The organism is Chelatococcus albus (assembly GCF_030067675.1).
Lineage (GTDB): Bacteria > Pseudomonadota > Alphaproteobacteria > Rhizobiales > Beijerinckiaceae > Chelatococcus_A > Chelatococcus_A albus.
In genome coordinates, this window is sequence record NZ_JASJEV010000006.1 from 129,317 (window position 1) to 147,580 (window position 18,264).

15 protein-coding genes and 1 riboswitch are annotated in these 18,264 nt (G+C 71.2%); of the genes, 7 read left to right on the forward strand and 8 right to left on the reverse strand.

Annotated features, from left to right (window positions below; genetic code table 11):
* Positions 1-2 precede the first annotated feature (2 nt).
* Both cobO and QNA08_RS11180 read left to right on the forward strand, forming a co-directional pair.
* Positions 3-617 carry a cob(I)yrinic acid a,c-diamide adenosyltransferase gene (cobO, locus tag QNA08_RS11175; protein ID WP_283740791.1) on the forward strand — a complete coding sequence of 205 codons (615 nt, stop codon included), beginning with the start codon at positions 3-5 and terminating at the stop codon, positions 615-617.
* A complete protein-coding gene (locus QNA08_RS11180; protein ID WP_283740792.1) occupies positions 617-2,083 on the forward strand; it encodes a cobyric acid synthase in 1,467 nt (488 codons plus the stop codon). The genes cobO and QNA08_RS11180 overlap by 1 nt, the downstream gene beginning before the upstream one ends.
* 21 nt (positions 2,084-2,104) lie before the next feature.
* Here the strand turns inward: QNA08_RS11180 and QNA08_RS11185 are convergent, their stop codons facing one another.
* On the reverse strand, positions 2,105-2,965 hold the full coding sequence (locus QNA08_RS11185) for an ABC transporter substrate-binding protein (RefSeq protein WP_283740793.1): 861 nt from the start codon (positions 2,963-2,965) through the stop codon (positions 2,105-2,107).
* A gap of 89 nt (positions 2,966-3,054) precedes the next feature.
* Positions 3,055-3,289: riboswitch (cobalamin riboswitch) on the forward strand.
* Positions 3,290-3,321: 32 nt separating this feature from the next.
* Here QNA08_RS11185 and QNA08_RS11190 point away from each other — a divergent pair.
* From QNA08_RS11190 to QNA08_RS11205, 4 genes are all read left to right on the forward strand, one after another.
* A complete protein-coding gene (locus QNA08_RS11190; RefSeq protein ID WP_283740794.1) occupies positions 3,322-5,307 on the forward strand; it encodes a TonB-dependent receptor plug domain-containing protein in 1,986 nt (661 codons plus the stop codon).
* Positions 5,308-5,314: 7 nt separating this feature from the next.
* Positions 5,315-6,340 carry a FecCD family ABC transporter permease gene (locus QNA08_RS11195; RefSeq protein ID WP_283740795.1) on the forward strand — a complete coding sequence of 342 codons (1,026 nt, stop codon included), beginning with the start codon at positions 5,315-5,317 and terminating at the stop codon, positions 6,338-6,340.
* Positions 6,337-7,134 carry an ABC transporter ATP-binding protein gene (locus QNA08_RS11200; protein WP_283740796.1) on the forward strand — a complete coding sequence of 266 codons (798 nt, stop codon included), beginning with the start codon at positions 6,337-6,339 and terminating at the stop codon, positions 7,132-7,134. Before QNA08_RS11195 ends, QNA08_RS11200 begins: the two co-directional genes overlap by 4 nt.
* Before the next feature lie 131 nt (positions 7,135-7,265).
* Positions 7,266-7,862, forward strand: a complete 597-nt coding sequence (locus tag QNA08_RS11205; protein ID WP_283740797.1) for a TetR/AcrR family transcriptional regulator — start codon at positions 7,266-7,268, stop codon at positions 7,860-7,862.
* Here QNA08_RS11205 and rfbA read toward each other — a convergent pair.
* Genes rfbA through rfbC form a run of 4 tightly spaced genes read right to left on the reverse strand, consistent with a single transcriptional unit; the run spans position 7,844 to position 11,307 of the window.
* Positions 7,844-8,722 carry a glucose-1-phosphate thymidylyltransferase RfbA gene (rfbA, locus tag QNA08_RS11210; RefSeq protein WP_283740798.1) on the reverse strand — a complete coding sequence of 293 codons (879 nt, stop codon included), beginning with the start codon at positions 8,720-8,722 and terminating at the stop codon, positions 7,844-7,846. The two genes, QNA08_RS11205 and rfbA, sit on opposite strands and share 19 nt — an antisense overlap.
* 42 nt (positions 8,723-8,764) lie before the next feature.
* Positions 8,765-9,691, reverse strand: a complete 927-nt coding sequence (gene rfbD / locus QNA08_RS11215) for a dTDP-4-dehydrorhamnose reductase (protein WP_283740799.1) — start codon at positions 9,689-9,691, stop codon at positions 8,765-8,767.
* Entirely contained in the window at positions 9,688-10,740 is a 1,053-nt protein-coding gene (gene rfbB / locus QNA08_RS11220; protein WP_283740800.1) for a dTDP-glucose 4,6-dehydratase, read from the reverse strand. The genes rfbD and rfbB overlap by 4 nt, the downstream gene beginning before the upstream one ends.
* 12 nt (positions 10,741-10,752) lie before the next feature.
* Complete coding sequence (rfbC, locus tag QNA08_RS11225; RefSeq protein WP_283740801.1) at positions 10,753-11,307, reverse strand: dTDP-4-dehydrorhamnose 3,5-epimerase; 555 nt, start codon at positions 11,305-11,307, stop codon at positions 10,753-10,755.
* A gap of 300 nt (positions 11,308-11,607) precedes the next feature.
* Here rfbC and QNA08_RS11230 point away from each other — a divergent pair, with 300 nt between their 5' ends.
* Positions 11,608-13,614, forward strand: a complete 2,007-nt coding sequence (locus QNA08_RS11230) for an SDR family NAD(P)-dependent oxidoreductase (protein WP_283740802.1) — start codon at positions 11,608-11,610, stop codon at positions 13,612-13,614.
* Positions 13,615-13,635: 21 nt separating this feature from the next.
* Here the strand turns inward: QNA08_RS11230 and QNA08_RS11235 are convergent, their stop codons facing one another.
* From QNA08_RS11235 to QNA08_RS11245, 3 genes are all read right to left on the reverse strand, one after another.
* The gene (locus QNA08_RS11235; protein ID WP_283740803.1) at positions 13,636-14,655 is read right to left on the reverse strand and encodes an NAD-dependent epimerase; all 1,020 of its coding nucleotides are present in this window, start codon (positions 14,653-14,655) and stop codon (positions 13,636-13,638) included.
* 69 nt (positions 14,656-14,724) lie between these two features.
* Entirely contained in the window at positions 14,725-15,585 is an 861-nt protein-coding gene (locus tag QNA08_RS11240; RefSeq protein WP_283740804.1) for an MBL fold metallo-hydrolase, read from the reverse strand.
* Positions 15,586-15,679: 94 nt separating this feature from the next.
* On the reverse strand, positions 15,680-18,211 hold the full coding sequence (locus QNA08_RS11245) for an ABC transporter transmembrane domain-containing protein (protein WP_283740805.1): 2,532 nt from the start codon (positions 18,209-18,211) through the stop codon (positions 15,680-15,682).
* Positions 18,212-18,264 lie beyond the last annotated feature (53 nt).

The following is an 18,264-nucleotide window of genomic DNA, read 5'->3' on the forward strand; positions in this document are numbered from 1 at the left end:
AGATGAGCGAAATCAGCGAGGAAGAAGCCGCCCGCCACCGCGAGAAGATGAAAAAGCGCAAGGCGGTGCAGGATGCCGAGGTCGCCGCCAGGACGATCGAGAAGGGCCTGCTCGTCGTCAACACGGGGCCGGGCAAGGGCAAGACCACGGCCGCCTTCGGCCTGATGCTGCGTGCCCTCGGGCACGGCTGGAAGGTGGGCGTGGTGCAGTTCATCAAGGGCCATTGGGCGACGGGCGAGCGCACAGCCTTCGAACGCTTCTCCGACCTTGTCGAATGGCACACGATGGGCGAGGGCTTCACCTGGGAGACACAGGACAAGGCGCGCGACGTCGCCGCCGCTGCCCGCGCCTGGGAGAGGGCGGTCGAGCTCATGGGGCGCAAGGACATCCGCCTCATCGTGCTCGACGAGCTCAATATCGCGTTGCGCTACGACTATCTGCCGCTCGCCGAGGTCGTCGAGACGCTGAAGGCGCGACGGCCGGACCTGCACGTCGTCGTCACCGGGCGCAATGCCAAGCCCGAGCTCATCGCCGCCGCCGATCTCGTCACCGAGATGATTCCCGTGAAACACCACTTCGATGCCGGCGTGAAGGCGCAGGCGGGGATAGAGTTCTGATGCGTCCTGCCGCGGTGATGATCCAGGGCACGGGCTCGAACGTCGGCAAGTCGCTGCTCGTCGCAGGTCTCTGCCGCCATTTCGCCCGCCGGGGCCTCGCCGTGCACCCGTTCAAGGCGCAGAACATGTCGAACAACGCCGCCGCCGTGGAGGGCGGCGAGATCGGCCGGGCCCAGGCGCTGCAGGCGCGCGCCGCGCGCGTCCCGGCCTGCGTGCACATGAATCCGGTGCTCCTCAAGCCCGAGACGGACAAGGGCTCCCAGCTCGTCGTCCAGGGGCGGCGCTTCGGGCGCCTCGCTGCGCGCGATTTCGGTGCGAAGCGCGAGGCGCTTATGCCCTATGTGATGGAGAGCTTCGCCAGGGTCGGCGAGGGGGCCGATCTCGTGATCGTCGAGGGCGCGGGCAGCCCGGCCGAGGTCAACCTGCGCGCCGGTGACATCGCCAACATGGGCTTTGCGCGCGCGGCGCAAGTGCCCGTGATTCTCGTCGGCGACATCGACCGCGGCGGCGTCATCGCGAGCCTCGTCGGCACCCATGCCGTGCTCGACGCGGACGACCGGGCCATGATCCGCGCCTTCCTCGTCAACAAGTTCCGCGGCGAGGCGAGTCTCTTCGCCGCGGGCGTGGCGGCCGTCGAGGCGCGCACGGGATGGCCGGGGCTCGGGGTCGTGCCATGGTTTGCCGAGGCGCACCGCCTGCCGGCGGAGGACGCCCTCGACCTGAACGCGACGGGCGCCAAGCCCGGCGCGCGCCTCAAGGTCGCGGTGCCCATCCTGCCGCGCATCGCCAATTTCGACGATCTCGATCCGCTGCGGCTCGAGCCGTCGGTGTCGCTCGTGCTGGTGCCGCGCGGCGAGCCCCTGCCTGCCGATGCCGACCTCGTCGTCCTGCCCGGCTCGAAGGCCACCGTGGCGGATCTTGCCGCCCTGCGAGCCGAGGGCTGGGACATCGACATCATGGCACACCGGCGCCGCGGCGGGCGCGTGCTCGGCCTGTGCGGCGGCTACCAGATGCTCGGCCGCAGCATCGCTGACCCTGAGGGACACGAAGGGGCGCCCGGCACCGTGCCGGGGCTCGGCCTTCTCGCCGTCGACACGGTGCTCACCGGCGACAAGACGGTGCGGCAGGTCACGGCCGCCCATGCAGCCACGGACCTCGCCGTGCCCGGCTACGAGATCCACCTCGGCGTCAGCAAAGGGCCGGACACGGCGCGCGCCCCCTTCCGCCTCGACGGGCGGCCGGAGGGAGCGGCTTCCGCCGACGGGCGCGTCGTCGGCACCTATCTGCACGGCCTCTTCTCGGCCGATGCCTTCCGTCGTGCCTTCCTCGCGAGCCTCGGGGCGGAGGCGGGGCGGGACCTCGCCTACGAGGCGAGCATCGAGGCGACGCTCGACGCCCTCGCCGATCATCTGGCGGCGCATCTCGACACCGAGGCGATCCTCGCCCTCGCCCGCTCGCGCGCCTGAACCAGGTGGCGGTCAGGAGCGTCAGCGCAGCTTGGCGCGAATCTCGGCAGCAAGCGCGTCGATGGCGGCGGGCGTCGAGGGGCCGCCGCAGATGGTGAGGCGGCCGGGCAGGACGAGACGGCGCTCCGGCGGCACGGCGGCCTTGAGGGCCGGATGCACGAGGAGGGCGGTGCCGTTGTCGATGGCCGCAGCGTCCGACTCGTCGAGGAGGACGTAGTCGGGCGGCATCGCGACGACGCGCTCGAGCCGCACCAGGCCGCCCTGCGGCAGCCCGAGGCGCGCCTGCATCGGCTCGAGCCCCATGTGGCGCAGGAACTCGGCGACGAGGCTCGCCTCGCCCGGCACCCAGCCGCGCCGGTAGAGCACGAGCACGCTGCGTGGCTCGCGCGCGACGTTGTGGCTGCGCGCGAGCGCCGCGTCGATCGCCGCGATCAGCGCCTCGCCCCGCACCGGGTGGCCGAGCCGGGCGGCGAGGTCGCGGATCTGCGCCCGGCCCTGGTCGAGGTCGCGCCACGGGTCGAGCACCGCGACCGGCACACCCCGTCGCTCGATCAATTCCCGCCGCGCCCGGCTGCCGTAGCGCCCGGCGAGCACGAGGTCGGCACCCTCGGTCAGAATCACCTCGCCGCTGCCGCCGTTCACGGGCAGGCTCTGCGCCTCTTGCGCAAGGAAGGACATCGACGCGTCGCGGGCGAGGGGGCTCAGCGAGGCGATCTGGTTGCGGTCGGCGAGGGCGATGAGGAGCTGGTCGGCGCAGAGATTGAGCGACACGACCCGGCGCGGCGGGGCTTCCTGGGCAAGCACGGGCGGCGCGGCGAGGCCTAGCACAAGGACGAGGGCGAGCGCACGGCCCAGCCGGAATTTGCGAGCGAAAGGCGACATGGCCGGCACGCTACGCGGCTACGCCTGCCCTGTCACCCGCGACGTACTGGGCCAAATGTAGGGCCTTGTGCCCGTCTCGGCAGCGACATATAGATCGCACCGACGTTGGTGCCCCGGTACGCCCTGGGGTGAAACGGGAACACGGTGGGGATGCGGCCCGACGGCCGGGCGTCCGAATCCGTGGCTGCCCCCGCAACTGTGAGCGGCGAGCGGCGGTCCGACGAACCACTGGCCCCTGAAGCGCCTGGCGCGGCGGGGTTCGGGAAGGTGGGCCGCCCGCAGGGACCCGCGAGCCAGGAGACCGGCCGGCGTCAGGCTCGATGGACGTCCGCCGGTGGGGCGGACAGGAGGCTCGCATGACGTTCCCGTTGCGGCGCCGCGTGGCGGCGGCCGGCCCGTTGTTCCTTGCGCTTTCCCTATCGCTTCCTCTCTCGGCCAAGGCCGATCCGGCCGCAGGCACTGATGCTGCGCTGCCCGAGATCGTGGTCACCGCCACGCGCGGCCCGACCGCGATCGGGCGCGTGGGCAGCGCCATCTCGGTGATCACCGGCGAGGAGATCCGCCGCGCGAGCCCCAAGAGCGTCGCCGACGTGCTGCGGCGCGTGCCCGGCCTTTCGGTCGTCGAGACGGGCGGACCGGGCGGCACCACCCTGGTGCGCCTGCGCGGCAGCGAGCCGCGGCACACACTCGTGCTCGTCGACGGCATCCGCGTCAACGATCCGTCGGCGGCCGCCGGCGAGTTCGACTTCGTCAATCTCATCCCCACCGATATCGAGCGCATCGAGGTCCTGCGCGGGCCGCAGTCGGCGCTCTACGGGTCGGATGCCATCGGCGGCGTGATCAACGTCATCACCCGCAGGGGCAAGGGTCCGACCAGGGTGCAGGCGGACGGCGAGGCCGGCAGCTACGGCTCGAAGGGCCTGCGCGGCGCCGTCTCCGGCGCGAGCGGGCGGCTCTTCTACGCCTTGTCCCTGACGGGCTATGACACGGCCGGCTTCTCGCGCTATGGCGACCGCATCGGCCGCATTACCCGCGCCTACGGCCGCCCGCTCGAGGCCGACGCCACCGCCCGCTTCGCCGCGACGGGGCGCCTCGGCGTTGCCCTGTCCGACGACGTCGAGACGGAGCTCGGCGGCTCGACGGCGGTGACCCGGGCGCAGTACGACGCCGCCTTCGGCCCCTATCCGGACACGCCCTCCGCGAGCCTCCAGCGCCTGTCCCAGGTCTTCTCGCGCACCACGGCCCATGCCTTCGATCATCAACTGAAGAACACGCTGACCGTCTTCGCCAACCGCACGGAGCGCGACTATCGCGACATCTCCTACGGCTTCGGCCCCCAGCCGCGGGCCGAGTGGCTGAAGAGCGCCTATGTGGGCGACCGCATCGGCGCCGAGTACCAGGGGGACCTCTCCCTCGACCGCTGGGGCCTCTTCACGGTCGGCCTGCGCACCGAGGAGGAGAGGCTCGTCTCGCACCAGCAGTCCGTCCTGCCGCAGCCGACGCCGCGCATGAAGACGAACGACGCACGCCAGACGACGCGCTCCCTCTTCGCCCTCTATCAGGTGTCGCCGGCAGACAATCTCTCCCTCTCCCTCGGCGGCCGCCTCGACGACGTCGCGAATGCCGACCGCTTCGCCACCTGGCGTGCCACCCTCGCCTACGAGATCCCCGAAAGCGAGACGGTGTTCCGCACCAGCGCCGGCACGGGCGCCAAGGCCCCCTCGCTCTTCCAGCTCTACGACCCGACCTACGGCACGCCGGGCCTCGCGCCGGAGCGTTCCTTCGGCGTCGATGCCGGCGTCGACCAGACCCTCTTCGACGGGCGCCTGAAGCTCTCGGGCACCCTCTTCCTCAACCGCTACCGCGACCTCATCGCCTTCGCGACCGGCGTGTGCCCCGTGACGCAGCCGTGGGGCTGCTACTTCAACGTGGCCCGCGCCCAGACGAGCGGCTTCGAGCTCGCCGCCGACGCCGAGCTCGTGCCGGCGCTGCTGCGCCTCAAGCTCGCCTATACCAATCTCGACGCCGTCGACCGCACCACCGACAAGGCCCTGCCGCGCCGCCCGGCGAACGAGGGGCGCCTCGGCTTCGTGCTGACGCCCGCCGCAGGCCTCTCCATCGAGCCGAGCGTGGTCTTCGTCGGCGAGCGCTTCTCCTCGCCGGACGAGCGGGACCGCCTCGCCCCCTATGCCCGCCTCGACCTCCTCGCCGAATACGACCTGTCGCCGACGGCCTCCCTCTTCCTGCGCGCAGAAAACCTGACGAACGCGCGCTATGAAGAGGTGAGGAACTACGCTACGCCGGGCCGCTCGTTCTACGCCGGCCTGCGCACGACCTGGTGAGGCGCCCATGAGGAAAACGACGGGGGAGGCTGCGGGGCGCGGCGGCTGGCTCGTGCCCGCGCTCGTGCTTCTCGTCCTCATCCTCGTCGTCCTGTCCCTCGCGCTCGGGCCCGTGCGGTTGTCGCTCGGCGAGGCGGCAGCGGCCCTCGTCGCGGACCGGGGCGGCGCAAGCCTCATCGTGCGCGAGATCCGCCTGCCGCGGGCGCTGCTCGCCGTGATGATCGGCGCCGTCTTCGGCCTCGCGGGCGGGGCATTGCAGGGGCTCCTTCGCAATCCGCTGGCGGAGCCTTCCGTCTTCGGCGCCTCGCAGTCGGCTGCGCTCGGCGCGGTCGTCGTACTCTACTTCGGCATCGCCGAGGTCTATTCCGCCCTTCTACCCGTGGCGGCCATCGCGGGCGCCTTCCTGTCGGTCGCGCTGGTGGTGCTCGCCGCCGGCCCGCGCGCCGGCACGGTGCTCCTCGTCCTCGCCGGCCTCGTTATCTCGAGCCTCGCGGGGGCTGCGACGGCGCTTGCCATCAGCCTGTCGCCGAACCCCTTTGCGGTCACCGAGATCGTCTTCTGGCTGATGGGCTCGCTGGAGGACCGTACCATGCGCCACGTGGCGCTCGCCGCGCCCTTCGCGGCGGTGGCCGTCACCATGCTGCTCGCCTGCGGCGGGGGCCTGCGCGCGCTGGCGCTCGGCGAGGATGCGGCCGCAAGCCTCGGCGTCGACCTGCGCCGCCTGCGCCTGCTCGTCGTCGCCGGCTCCGCCGTCGGCGTGGGCGCGAGCGTTGCCGTGGCGGGCTCCATCGGCTTCGTCGGCCTCGTGGCGCCGCATCTGGTGCGCCCGCTCGTCGGCCACGACCCGAAGCGCGCGCTCCTGCCCTCGGCGCTCGCGGGCGCCGCCCTGCTGACGGCGGCCGATTGCGTCGTTCGGCTCGTGCCCTCCACGACCGAGGTCAAGCTCGGCGTCCTGACGGCTCTCGTCGGCGTGCCCTTCTTCCTCTGGATCATCCTGCGCCGGCGCGCCGAGCTCGCGGAGATGCCCGCATGAGCGCCGGCACGCCTTCCGCCCATTCGCTCACGGCGCAGGACCTCGCGGTGTCGCTCGCGGGTCGAGCCATCCTGTCGGAGGTCGACTGCGCGCTCCATCCGGGCGAGCTCCTCGCGCTCCTGGGTCCGAACGGCGCCGGCAAGACGACCCTTGTCAGGGCGCTCGCCGGGCTTCTTCCTCCCGCTGCGGGGCAGGTGCGGCTCGGCGGGCGCGATCTCGCGGCGCTCGGCCGGCACGAGCGGGCCCGCGCCATCGCCTATCTGCCGCAGGGCGGTACGGTCGCCTGGCCGCTGCCGGTGAAGGCCGTGGTGGCCCTCGGTCGCCTGCCGCACGGGGCGGAGCCCGATGCTCTCGCGCCGGGCGACCACGCGGCGGTCGCGCGCGCCATGCGGGCGACCGACATCGAAGCGCTGGCGGAGCGTTCCGTCCTCGCCCTGTCCGGCGGCGAGCGGGCGCGCGTGCTGCTCGCCCGTGCGCTCGCGGTCGAGGCGGGCGTGCTCCTCTGCGACGAGCCCGTGGCGACGCTCGACCCGCAGCATCAGCTCGCGGTGATGGACGTCCTCAAGGCGGAGGCGCGGCAGGGGCGGGCGGTGGCCGTGGTGATGCACGATCTCGCGCTCGCCGCCCGTTTCGCCGACCGGATCGCCATCCTGAAGGGCGGCCGGCTCGTGGCGCAGGGGGCCCCGCGCGAGGTCCTGACGCGGGCGGGCGTCGCGCATGCCTTCGCCGTCGAGGCCCTCGTCGAGGAGCGCGACGACGGCCTCCTCGTCCTGCCCTGGCGTCTGCCGCGGTGAGGATCCGGGCCGGCGCAACGCCCGCTGCGGATCTCCATGCCCCGACGCGTCTCCGTGAAGCGGCGAGGCGCGTTTGACGAATGATGAATTTCGTCATACTTATAAACGCGGCCATCTAGAACACGTTCATCATGCGCGACCGCCCTCAGAGCGATACGCGGGAGCGCATCATCACCGCGGCAGACCGGCTCTTCCGCGAAATCGGCTACCAGAAGACCACGGTCGCGGACATCGCCAGGACGCTCGGCATGAGTCCGGCGAATGTCTACCGCTTCTTTTCCTCCAAGAAGGCGATCAACGAGGCCGTCACGGCCCGCTGCACGGCGGAGATCCGCATGCGGCTGGAGGCGGTCGCGGCTTCCGGCAGGCCGGCGGCGGAGCGCATGCGCGCTCTGCTTCTCACGGCGCACCAGTCCGTGCTCGAGCTCGGCGTCACCGACGCCAAGATGCAGGAGATGATCGCCGTGGCGATGGCCGAGAGCTGGGGTGTCATCCGCGCCCATATCGAGGAGGTCGACGCGATCATCACGCGCGTACTGCGCGACGGCGTTGCCTCGGGCGAGTTCGTCCCCTCGGATCCTGAGGTGACGGGTCCCTGCATCCGGGCCGCCATGATGCGCTTCTGCCACCCGGGGCTCCTGACCCAGTGTCACGACATCCCGCGACCGACGGTCGAGCAGCAGGCCGACTTCATCCTGTCGGCGCTCGGTCACCACGCCCGGTCCTGACGGGCGATTCGGCTGAGATAGGCCCCGTAGCTCGACTTCGCCACCGCCTCGGCCAGCCGCAGCAGCTGCGCGGTGTCGATATAGCCCATGCGCCAGGCGATCTCCTCGATGCAGCCGATGCGCAGGCCCTGACGCTCCTCGACGACGCGCACGTACTGCGCCGCCTGCAGCAGGCTCTCGTGCGTCCCGGTGTCGAGCCAGGCATAGCCGCGCCCGAGCTTCTCCACCATGAGGTCGCCGGCCGCGAGATAGGCGCGGTTGACGTCGGTGATCTCGAGTTCGCCGCGAGCCGAGGGCGAGAGGCCTGCGGCGATGTCGACGACGCGGTTGTCATAGAAATAGAGCCCCGTCACCGCCCAGTTGGAGGCAGGCTCCTTCGGCTTCTCGATGATGTCGGCGGCGCGCCCGATCTCGTCGAAGGTCACGACGCCGAAGGCTTCCGGGTTCGACACCCAATAGGCGAAGATGGTGGCGCCCGAGCGCCGCCGCGCCGCCGCCTGGACGCGCTCGACGAGGCCGTGGCCGTGGAAGATGTTGTCGCCGAGCACGAGGGCGACGCTGTCGTCGCCGATGAAGTGGCGGCCGATGCGGAAGGCCTCGGCGATGCCGTTCGGCTCGGCCTGCGCGGCATAGGCGAGGGAAAGGCCGAGCTGCGAGCCGTCGCCGAGGAGCGCCTGGAACAGCGGCAGGTCGCGGGGGGTGGAGATGACGAGCATCTCGCGGATCCCGGCGAGCATCAGCGTCGACAGGGGATAGTAGATCATCGGCTTGTCGTAGACGGGCATGATCTGCTTCGAGACCACCGCCGTCACCGGGTGCAGCCGGGTGCCGGAGCCGCCTGCGAGCACGATGCCCTTCATGCCGTTTCTCCTGTGATCGCGCCGGGCCTGCGCCGCGTCCGCTCAGGAAGCGGGGCGGCCCGGGGTGGGGATGGGGCCGAGAAGCCGGTCGAGCGTCAGCGCGAGATCGGCCTCGAAGCGGTCGAGCCTGATGCCGTGTGCGCGCGCGGCGAGTCCGGGGTCGAGCTCCGCGTTGAGCGGGCGCCTGGCCGGCGTCGGAAAGTCACGAGTCAGGACGGGCTTGACCGCGGCCCGTGGGCCGCCGCGGGCGGTCGCGCCCTCCATGACGGCGAGCGCCTGCTCGTAGCGCGTCATGAGGCTCGCGCCGGCAAGATGCAGAAGCCCCCGTGGCGCTGCAGGCCCTCCCGCCGCCATGCGCTCGGCGAGCGTCAGAAGCGCCGCTGCCAGGCCGGGGGAGTAGGTCGGCCGGCCGCGTTGGTCGCTGACGATGGAGAGCTCGCCGCGCTCCCGGGCCCAGGTGAGGAGCTTCTTGACGAAATTGTCCCCCGAGGGGCCGAAGACCCAGGACACGCGCACGACGACATGGTCGGAAAGCGCGGTCGCCACCGCCTCCTCGCCCGCAAGCTTCGAGCGCGCGTAAACGCCGAGGGGGTTCGTCCGGTCCGTCTCCACATAGGCGCTGTCCTTCGTGCCGTCGAAGACCATGTCGGTCGACACGTGGACGAGCGGAATGCCGGCCGCGGCGCAGGCCATGGCAAGCCGCGCGGGGCCGTCGCGGTTCAGAGCGAAGGCAAGCTCGGGCTCCGATTCCGCCCTGTCCACATTCGTGTAGGCGGCAGCGTTGACAACGGCGCGCGGGTGGAGGGCGGCGATGACCCGCGCGGCGGAGGAAGCATCGGTCAGATCAAGGTCAGGTCGGCCGAGGGCGACGGCGGGCAGATTGCGCGCCGCCGCCGCGGCGGCGAGATCGGTCGCGAGCTGGCCGGCCCGTCCAACGATGAGATAGGGCCGCTGCGTGTCCGTGCTCATCGCGCGACGAGCCCCAGGCGTTCCCCGCCGTAAACGCGCTGACGCAGGGGCTGCCACCAGTCCTCGTTGTCGAGATACCAGCGCACGGTCGTCCTCAGACCGCGCTCGAAGTCCATCCGCGGCCGCCAGCCGAGCTCGCGCTCGATCTTGGCGGGGTCGATGGCGTAGCGCCGGTCATGGCCCGGCCTGTCGGGAACGGCGGTGACGAGGCGGGCGTGAGGCGCCCCATCCGGGCGCAGCTCATCCATCGCCGCGCAGATCGCCTCGACCACGACGCGGTTCGTTCGCTCGGCCCGCGCGCCGACGTTGTAGCTCTCGCCGGGGCGACCGCCTTCGAGGATGGCGACGAGGGCGCGCGCGTGATCCTCGACGTGCAGCCAGTCGCGCACGTTGAGGCCGTCGCCGTAGAGCGGCAGCGGCTTGCCCTCGAGCGCGTTGAGGATCATCAGCGGCACGAGCTTCTCGGGAAACTGCCGCGGCCCGTAGTTGTTCGAGCAGTTGGAGACGAGCACCGGCAGGCCGTAGGTGTGGCCCCAGGCGGAGACGAGGTGGTCGGACGCCGCCTTCGAGGCCGAATAGGGCGAGCGCGGGTCGTAGGGCGTCGCCTCGGTGAAGAGGCCGCTGTCGCCGAGCGAGCCGTACACCTCGTCCGTCGAGACGTGCAGGAAGCGGAAGCGCTCCCGCTCGGACGCGTCGAGACGGTCGAACAGGGTGCGCGCGGCCTCGAGCAGGACGTGCGTGCCGAGCACATTGGTGCGCACGAAGGCGCCCGAGCCCGAGATCGAGCGGTCCACATGGCTCTCGGCCGCAAGATGCACGATCGCCTGCGGCTTCGTCTCGGAAACGAGGGCACGCATGCGCGCCGCGTCGCAGATGTCGGCCTCCACGAGGCGATGGTGCGGGTTGCCGGCGAGCGGCGCGAGCGAGCGCGGATTGGCCGCATAGGTCAGGGCGTCGACGGTGACGACCTCGTGCCCGAGATCCTGCACGAGATGCAGCACCAGGGCCGATCCGATGAAACCCGCTCCGCCCGTCACCAGGATGCGCACGACGTCGGCTCCTCACACGAAGATGGGGGGAAGCTCGGCGAGGAGTGGCAGCGCCCGGTCCTTGTCGGACACGACCGCCTCCGCCACGCCGACCGGCCAGGCGATGCCGAGCGCCGGATCGTTCCAGGAAATGCCGCCGTCGCATTCGGGCGCATAGGTGTCCGACACCTTGTAGAAGACCGTCGTCGCGTCACTCAGCGTGCAGAAGCCGTGGGCGAAGCCCACGGGCACGTAGAGCATCGTGCCCTCGTCGGCGCTCAGTTCGACCGTGAGATGGCGGCCGTAATGGGGCGAGGAGCGGCGCAGGTCGACCACCACGTCGAGGAGGGAGCCGGTCAGGGCGCCGACGAGCTTGGCCTGGGCATGCGGCGGCCGCTGGAAGTGCAGGCCGCGCACCGTGCCGCGCCTGGCCGAGAACGAGCGGTTGTCCTGCACGAAATCGTCCGTGATGCCCTGCGCGGCGAAGCGGTCGCGCCGCCAGGTCTCCATGAACCAGCCGCGGGTGTCGCCGTGGCGCCGCGGCCGGACGAGGCGGACGTCGGGAATGTCGAGAGAGACGATGTCCATGCTTGCGCGAGGGGCCTGATGGATGGTCCGCTCACCTACATGTCTGCCGCGCGGATGGCAAATCGGCGGTTTGCCGAGGCGTCGGGCACCCTGTGCACGCCCTCGGTGCTGCGTCCTCAGGCGAGCTCCGGGGCTGGACATGCCGTCCGGCGGATATTGGATGGGCGCAGGCTCGCCTTTCTTTCGCCCATCGGCCGGGATTGCTCGCCCCCTCGCCGGTCTGGCTCCAGATCCGCAGTCGACGTCGACAGGATCATGGACCGTTGAATTTGGCGGGCCGGTCGGATACCCCCTTCGCCCATGCTGCGCTTGACGACGCCTCAAGGTTTCAAGAAGACGCTCGTCGTCGTCCACGATCTCGTGGCGACGGCGGCGGCCGTCCTGCTGGCGTTCCTCGTGCGCTTCGACCAGCCTGGCCTGGCGATCCGCTTCGACGTCCTGACGGCGGTCCTGCCGCTCTTCGTCGCCTATGCCGGCATCGTCTACCGGTTCTGCGGCCTCTATCGCTCGCGCTGGCGCTTCGCGTCCCTGCCGGACCTGTCGAACATCGTGCGCGCGGCAACGGTGCTGGCGCTGACGCTGCTCGTCGTCGACTACGTGCTTGGTTCCTCCTCTTTCTACGGCTCCTTCTTCTTCGGCAAGATCACCATCGCCCTCTACTGGGTGCTGCAGATGTTCCTGCTGGGGGGCGCGCGCCTCGCCTACCGCTACCTGCGCTATCTGCGCTCGCGGCAGGTGGTGGAACGGGAGAACACGACGCCGACGCTGCTGATCGGGCGTGCCTCTGATGCCGAGATCGTGCTGCGCGCCGTCGAGACGGGGGCGATCAGGAAGCTGCGGGTCAGGGGCATTCTGGCGCCGCGCGCCACCGATCTCGGGCAGTCCATCCGCGGCGTGCCCGTGCTCGGCACCATCGACGACCTCGAGCAGGTCGTGAACGACTTCGCCGAGCGCAGCATCGCCATTCGCCGCCTCGTGCTTCTGCCCAGCGCCCTGTCGCCGGAGGCGGAGCCCGAGCGCACGCTCGCCCGGGCGCGGCGCCTCGGGCTGCCGCTGTCGCGCCTGCAGAGCCTCGAGGAGGGCATGCGGGGCTCCGCCCTCGCTCCCGTCGAAATCGAGGATCTCCTGCTGCGGCCGACGGTCGAGATCGATCGGCCGCGCCTCGCCCGCTTCATCGAGGGCAAGCGCGTGGTCGTGACGGGCGGCGGCGGGTCCATCGGCAGCGAGATCTGCTCGCGCGTGATCGCCTTTGGCGCCTCCGATCTCCTCGTCGTGGAGAATTCGGAGCCCGCCCTCCACCACGTCACGGAGGAGGCCGGGGCCCAGGGCGGGAACACCCGCATCACAGGGGTCATCGCCGACATCCGCGACCGCGCCCGCATCGAGCGGGTGCTCGAGGAATTCAAGCCCGACGTCGTGTTCCACGCCGCCGCGCTCAAGCACGTGCCCTATCTCGAGCAGGACTGGACCGAGGGCATCAAGACGAACGTGTTCGGTTCGGTCAACGTCGCCGATGCGGCGGTGGCGGCGGGTGCGCGGGCGCTCGTCATGATCTCCACCGACAAGGCGATCGAACCGGTGTCGATGCTCGGCGCCACCAAGCGCTTCGCCGAGATGTACGCCCAGGCGCGCGACGCGGAGATCGCGGCGGGCGAGATCGGCGGCACGCGCCTCATCGCGGTGCGCTTCGGCAACGTGCTCGGCTCGGTCGGTTCGGTCGTGCCGAAGTTCAAGGCGCAGATCGCCCGCGGCGGCCCGATCACCGTCACGCACCCGGACATGGTGCGCTATTTCATGACCATCCGCGAAGCCTGCGATCTCGTGCTGACGGCCGCCTCGCACGCCGATGGCGAGGCGCGTCGGGCGAGCCTCGACGGCCCTGGCGCGCTGGACCGGACGGCGGTCTACGTGCTCAAGATGGGCCAGCCGGTGCGCATCTACGATCTCGCCGAGCGCATGATTCGTCTCGCCGGCTTCGAGCCCGGTGTCGACATCGAGATCGCCGTCACGGGCATGCGGCCCGGCGAACGCCTGCACGAGATCCTCTTCGCGCGGGAGGAGCCGATGGCCGAGACGGGCATCGACGGCATCATGGCGGCCAAGCCGATCTTCGCCGACAAGCCGCGGCTCGATGTTTGGCTCGCTGCCCTGGCGAAAGCGGTCGCGCGCGAGGACCGGACGCTCGCCGAGGCGGTGATGGAGGAGGCGATCCCCGATTTCGCCCGACGCAAGACCGCCGCAGGGAATGCGCCCGCGGCAGCGGCTCCCGTGCCCGTCGTGGCAATCGCCCGCGCGGCCGGAGCCTGAGGCGGAGCCCCCGCCGCCCCGTCACAGGCCGTGGTAGGTCCGGTACCAGGCGACGAAACGGCCGACACCTTCTTCGAGTGACGTCGATGGGGCGAAGCCCACGTCCCGTTGCAAGTCGGTGATGTCGGCCCTGGTTTCGAGCACGTCGCCGGGCGGCAGGGCAACGTCGATGCGCTGCGCACGGCGGTTGAGCGCGCGCTCGATCAGCGAGACGAGGCGGTCGAGCTTTTCCGGGCGATTGTTGCCGATGTTGTAGACCCTGTGGGGTGCGGCGCTGGTGGCCGGATCGGCCTGCACGGCGTCCCAGGCGGGGTCGGGTTGCGGCACGCGGTCGAGAACGCGTACCACGCCCTCGGCGATGTCGTCGATGTAGGTGAAGTCGCGCCACACGGCGCCGGCGTTCGCCACCTCGATCGGCCGGCCTTTCGCGATGGCGTCGGTGAAGGCGTAGACGGCCATGTCGGGACGGCCCCAGGGGCCGTAGACGGTGAAGAAGCGCAGGCCCGTCGCCGGCAGGCCGAAGAGATGGGCATAGGAATGCGCCATCAGCTCGTTCGCCTTCTTGGTCGCCGCGTAGAGGCTCACGGGATGGTCGACGCCGTCGTGCTCCGAGAAGGGGAGCTTGCGGTTGGCGCCATAGACCGAGCTCGACGAGGCATAGACGAGATGCTCCGCGCCGCCGTGCCGGCAGCCCTCCAGCATGTTGAGGAAGGCGACGACGTTGCTGTCGACATAGGGGCGGGGTTCGATGAGGGCGCGCCGCACCCCGGGTTGGGCGGCGAGATGCACCACGCGCGTCGGCCGGTGCTCGGCGAACAGCCGGCTCGTCGCCTCGGCGTCGGCCAGATTGACATGGACGAAGGTGAAATCGGCCGCGCCCGACAGTTCGCGCAGGCGCGCCTCCTTGAGGCCGACGTCGTAGTAGGGCGTCAGGCAGTCGGCGCCGATGACACGCTCTGCGCGTGCGAGCAGCCGCTGGGCGACGTGGAACCCGATGAATCCGGCCACGCCGGTGACGAGGATCGGAGCGGATGTCGACACGATGAGCTCCCGGTGTCGCCGAGTCGGCCGGGACAATAGCTGTCGCGGCCGCGGCGGCAAGCGGGGTGTTCAGGCCGGCGCGAGGACGGGCGCGAGCGCGACGGTCTGGCCTTCCCGCGCCACGAAGGATCCGGGCAGCGCCTCACGCAGGGTTCGATCGAGCGCCTCGAGGCAGGCATCGTCGGCGTGCGGATGCAGATGAAAGGCTGCGAGTGCCTTGGCACCGGCGCTCCGGCAGAGGGCCACCCCGGCCTGCCAGGTCGAATGGCCCCAGCCGCGGCAGCGGCAGAACTCGTCCTCGGAGAACATGGCGTCGTAGATGACGAGATCGGCGCCCTGCACGAAACGCCGCAGGTTCTCCGGCGGCCACGCCTCGTCATGCTCGACGTCGCTGACGTAGCAGACAACGCGTCCCCGGTGCTCGAAGCGGAAGGCCGTCGCGCCGGAGGGATGCTGCAGCGGGCAGGTGGGCACTGTGAAGCCGTCGGCGAAATGCAATGTCTCGCCGGCATGGAAGCCCACATGTTCGAAGCGGGCGGGAAGCTGGTCGAGCCTCACCGGAAAGAGCGGCGGCGAGAACAGTCGATCGAGCGCGGCCTTGGCGCTCTCGCCACCGAGATTGCCGCAATGGAGCCGCACGGTGCGCGTCGATTTGAGCGCGGGCTTGAAGAACGGCAGGCCCGTCACGTGGTCATGGTGGAGATGGCTGAGCAGGATGTTGATCTCGGCCGGTGCCTGATCGCCCAGCGAAAGGCCCAGGGCGGTGATCCCCGTCCCCGCATCGACGATGAAGAGCCGTTCGCCGCAGCGCACCTCGACACAAGCTGTGTGGCCGCCGAAAACTCGCATGTCCGGTCCGGAAGCCGGATGCGATCCGCGGACACCCCAGAAGCGGACCTGGAGCGTGTCCTCGGCGGTGGGCGACGTCATGCACATCATTTATCGCTACCGCAAAAAAGCCGCAAAGGAGGTGCGCTGGCGCACATGTTGGTGACCCGATCGGGCTCCGTCCGCACCCCGGCCATCATGCGTCTGCCGTGGATCGGGTGGAAATCTGCCCCACCAATCCACCCCGTGCGAACGCCAGCGTCCGGTCGAACCCGTCCCGGTCCAGGCCCTCGGGGAGGACGGCGAGGAGCGTGCGGCCCTTCAGCGCCGCCCGCAGGCGGGCCACGAGGGCATCGGCCTGGGCCGTGGAGAGACCCTCGAACACGCGGTCGACGATGAGGATGTCCGGCTGCCGCACGAGGCAGCGCGCCAGGTCGATCACGGCCGGCGACAGGCTCAGGAGCTCGCCGTCGCGGGGGGCGACATGCGCCTCGAGACCGATGCGGAAGACATCGGCGTCGAGTTCCTGGGCGGCGAGCACCTTGCGGATCATCGTGTGCACGCGCTCCCCTGCGCCGGCAACGTCATAGGCGATGCGCCCGAAGAGCAGATTGTCGCTCAACGACGCGGCCGTGCACAGGCGGTCGGGATCGTAGAATTCGACGGCAGGCTGCAGGCCTGCGGGAAGCAGCTTGGCGAAGGTGGCGCGCGCAGCGACGACGCGCGCCTCGAGCCGCTCGTCGAGCAGGCCGAGCCGGTGCCGCGTCTCGACGTAGCGCAGGGCGAGCGCGATGAGACGATCGCGGTCGCGTCCCGCCTCGTGCCCCCGCCGCCGCTCGGTGCGCCGCGCCACGAGCTCCTCGTAGAGGCTGCGCTCGCCGGGGGCGAAGAAGGAGAACTGCGCGAAGAGCGGATGGCCCTCGGAAATGCCGGCGAAGATCTCCACCATGCTGGTGGCGATGGCAAGGCCCATGTCCACGAGCGGTTTGGTCAGCTCCTCCGCCTCGAGCACCGCCCGCAGGAAGGGATGGGCGGCGAGATGGGCTTCGCCGAAGGTATCACCGACGGCGACTCCGAAGAGCAGGTTCTCCGCCACGGTCGCGTGGCGGTTGTATCGCTCGGGCGCGAACGGATCGACGAGGCCGTCGAGGCCTTCGGCCGAGAGCGTCCGGCGCACGGCGCGCCGCGCCTCGACGATGGCCTCGGCGAGTCGCGGTTCACGCCGCGGATCGACGGTGTGCTCGAGACCGAGGGCATAGACCTCCGCGTCGAGCCCTGCGACCGTTACGGCCGCGATCAGCCGCTCGTCGAGCGCCGCCGCCTCGCGCGCATCGACCGGGGCCACGCCGTAGAGAAGGTTGTCGCGCAGGCGCGCGTCGAGCAGCACTGGATCGCATCCCGTGTAGGCGATGCGCCGCGCGCGCAGGTGGGCCGGGACGCTTGCGAGGTCGGTTCCATCCACCAGAATCTGGCCGGCAGTCGGCTCGACGGCTCCGCCGAGGGCGGCGCCGAACGCCCGCGCTCCCTCGCCGACGAGTGCGACGTGCTGGGCGAGAGCGAGCTTCACGTCCACGCCGGCGACGCGTTCCGTGGCCCGTGGATCGAGGGCGCCGAGTTGCACCGTCTCGACGGTGCCGAGCGTCGCGGGCAGGGCGCCCGTCAGCGGCCGGCGGGCTGCGCGGGCTTGAAGCGCGCCCACGCAGCGCCCGATCTCGTCGAACACGGCCCGGGCGGCCGCGGCATCGCGGCGCCATCGCGCCAGCGCCGTCGCGGGACGGGCCACGGCGATCACGGCGATGCTGGCGGCGACGAGGCCGCCCGGGCTCAGATCGCCGGCGGCGACGAGCCAGGCACCGATGGCGACGACCGCAGCCGGCGCCCCTTCGCGCAGCAGCCGCGCAGCCGCGCGCAGGGCGAGACGCCAGGTCAGCGCATCCCGCTCCGCCCGGCCCTCCTTGCGCAGCTGGGCGGCAAAGGCCGTGCGCTCGACCTGGGCCGTGCCGTGGGCGCGGATCGCCGGCAGGCGTCGCACGGCTTCCCGGGCGGCGCGGGCGGTCCTGCGATCCATGCGCCCGCCGTCTTCCGCGACCCTGCGCTCGGCGTCCTCGCGAGCGGCCGGGAGCAGCATCTGGAGGATCACGGCGACGAGAAGCGTGAGGCCGAGCCAGCGATGCAGGACGAAGCCGAAGAGGAGGACCGTCGCCATGTCCGCGCCGGCCGCGAGGGGCGTGAGGAGGGCTCGGCCCAGGAAGGGCGAAACGGTGGCGAGATTGCCGATCTGTGCGGCTGCAGCCGTCGCCTCGTCCTGTGCCGAAGGACGCGCCGAGACGATGCGCTGGAAAAGTCCCGTGCGCAGGTCGTGGCCGAGGTCCGTGGCCAGTCGGTCGCCGACAGACCGCAGGGAGGTGATGAGGGCGGTGCGCAGCGCGACGAGGCCGAACAGGCCCGCCGCCGCCGCGATGGCAAAGGTCTCGCGCGGCAGGACGAACCCCTCGAAGAGCATCCAGGGCCGGCCGAACGCGCGCGGCGGCGTCACTTCGACGGCGAGGAGGGCGGCGGCCGCCTGTCCATCCGCGAAGGCGCGCCCGAGCGCGGCATCGTCGACCAACGTGCGCAGCAGCGCGAGAGAGGACCAGGACGCGGGCACCAGCGCGAGCACGAGCAGGCCCGCGACGAGATGCATGATGCGGGTCTTCTGCCAGACGTAGCGGATGGGGTCGCGTTCCATGGGGCCTGGATCTGGGGGCGTCGGCGCCGACCGTAGCGGAGGCCGTGCGGCCT

Coding starts and splice junctions, on each gene's coding strand:
- rfbA (WP_283740798.1), bottom strand. CDS start 8,722: ATGAAGGGCATCGTGCTCGCAGGCGGCTCCGGCACCCGGCTGCACCCG.
- rfbC (WP_283740801.1), bottom strand. CDS start 11,307: ATGGACATCGTCTCTCTCGACATTCCCGACGTCCGCCTCGTCCGGCCG.
- QNA08_RS11190 (WP_283740794.1), top strand. CDS start 3,322: ATGACGTTCCCGTTGCGGCGCCGCGTGGCGGCGGCCGGCCCGTTGTTC.
- QNA08_RS11200 (WP_283740796.1), top strand. CDS start 6,337: ATGAGCGCCGGCACGCCTTCCGCCCATTCGCTCACGGCGCAGGACCTC.
- QNA08_RS11195 (WP_283740795.1), top strand. CDS start 5,315: ATGAGGAAAACGACGGGGGAGGCTGCGGGGCGCGGCGGCTGGCTCGTG.
- QNA08_RS11185 (WP_283740793.1), bottom strand. CDS start 2,965: ATGTCGCCTTTCGCTCGCAAATTCCGGCTGGGCCGTGCGCTCGCCCTC.
- QNA08_RS11230 (WP_283740802.1), top strand. CDS start 11,608: ATGCTGCGCTTGACGACGCCTCAAGGTTTCAAGAAGACGCTCGTCGTC.
- QNA08_RS11245 (WP_283740805.1), bottom strand. CDS start 18,211: ATGGAACGCGACCCCATCCGCTACGTCTGGCAGAAGACCCGCATCATG.
- QNA08_RS11240 (WP_283740804.1), bottom strand. CDS start 15,585: ATGACGTCGCCCACCGCCGAGGACACGCTCCAGGTCCGCTTCTGGGGT.
- rfbD (WP_283740799.1), bottom strand. CDS start 9,691: ATGAGCACGGACACGCAGCGGCCCTATCTCATCGTTGGACGGGCCGGC.
- cobO (WP_283740791.1), top strand. CDS start 3: ATGAGCGAAATCAGCGAGGAAGAAGCCGCCCGCCACCGCGAGAAGATG.
- QNA08_RS11205 (WP_283740797.1), top strand. CDS start 7,266: ATGCGCGACCGCCCTCAGAGCGATACGCGGGAGCGCATCATCACCGCG.
- QNA08_RS11180 (WP_283740792.1), top strand. CDS start 617: ATGCGTCCTGCCGCGGTGATGATCCAGGGCACGGGCTCGAACGTCGGC.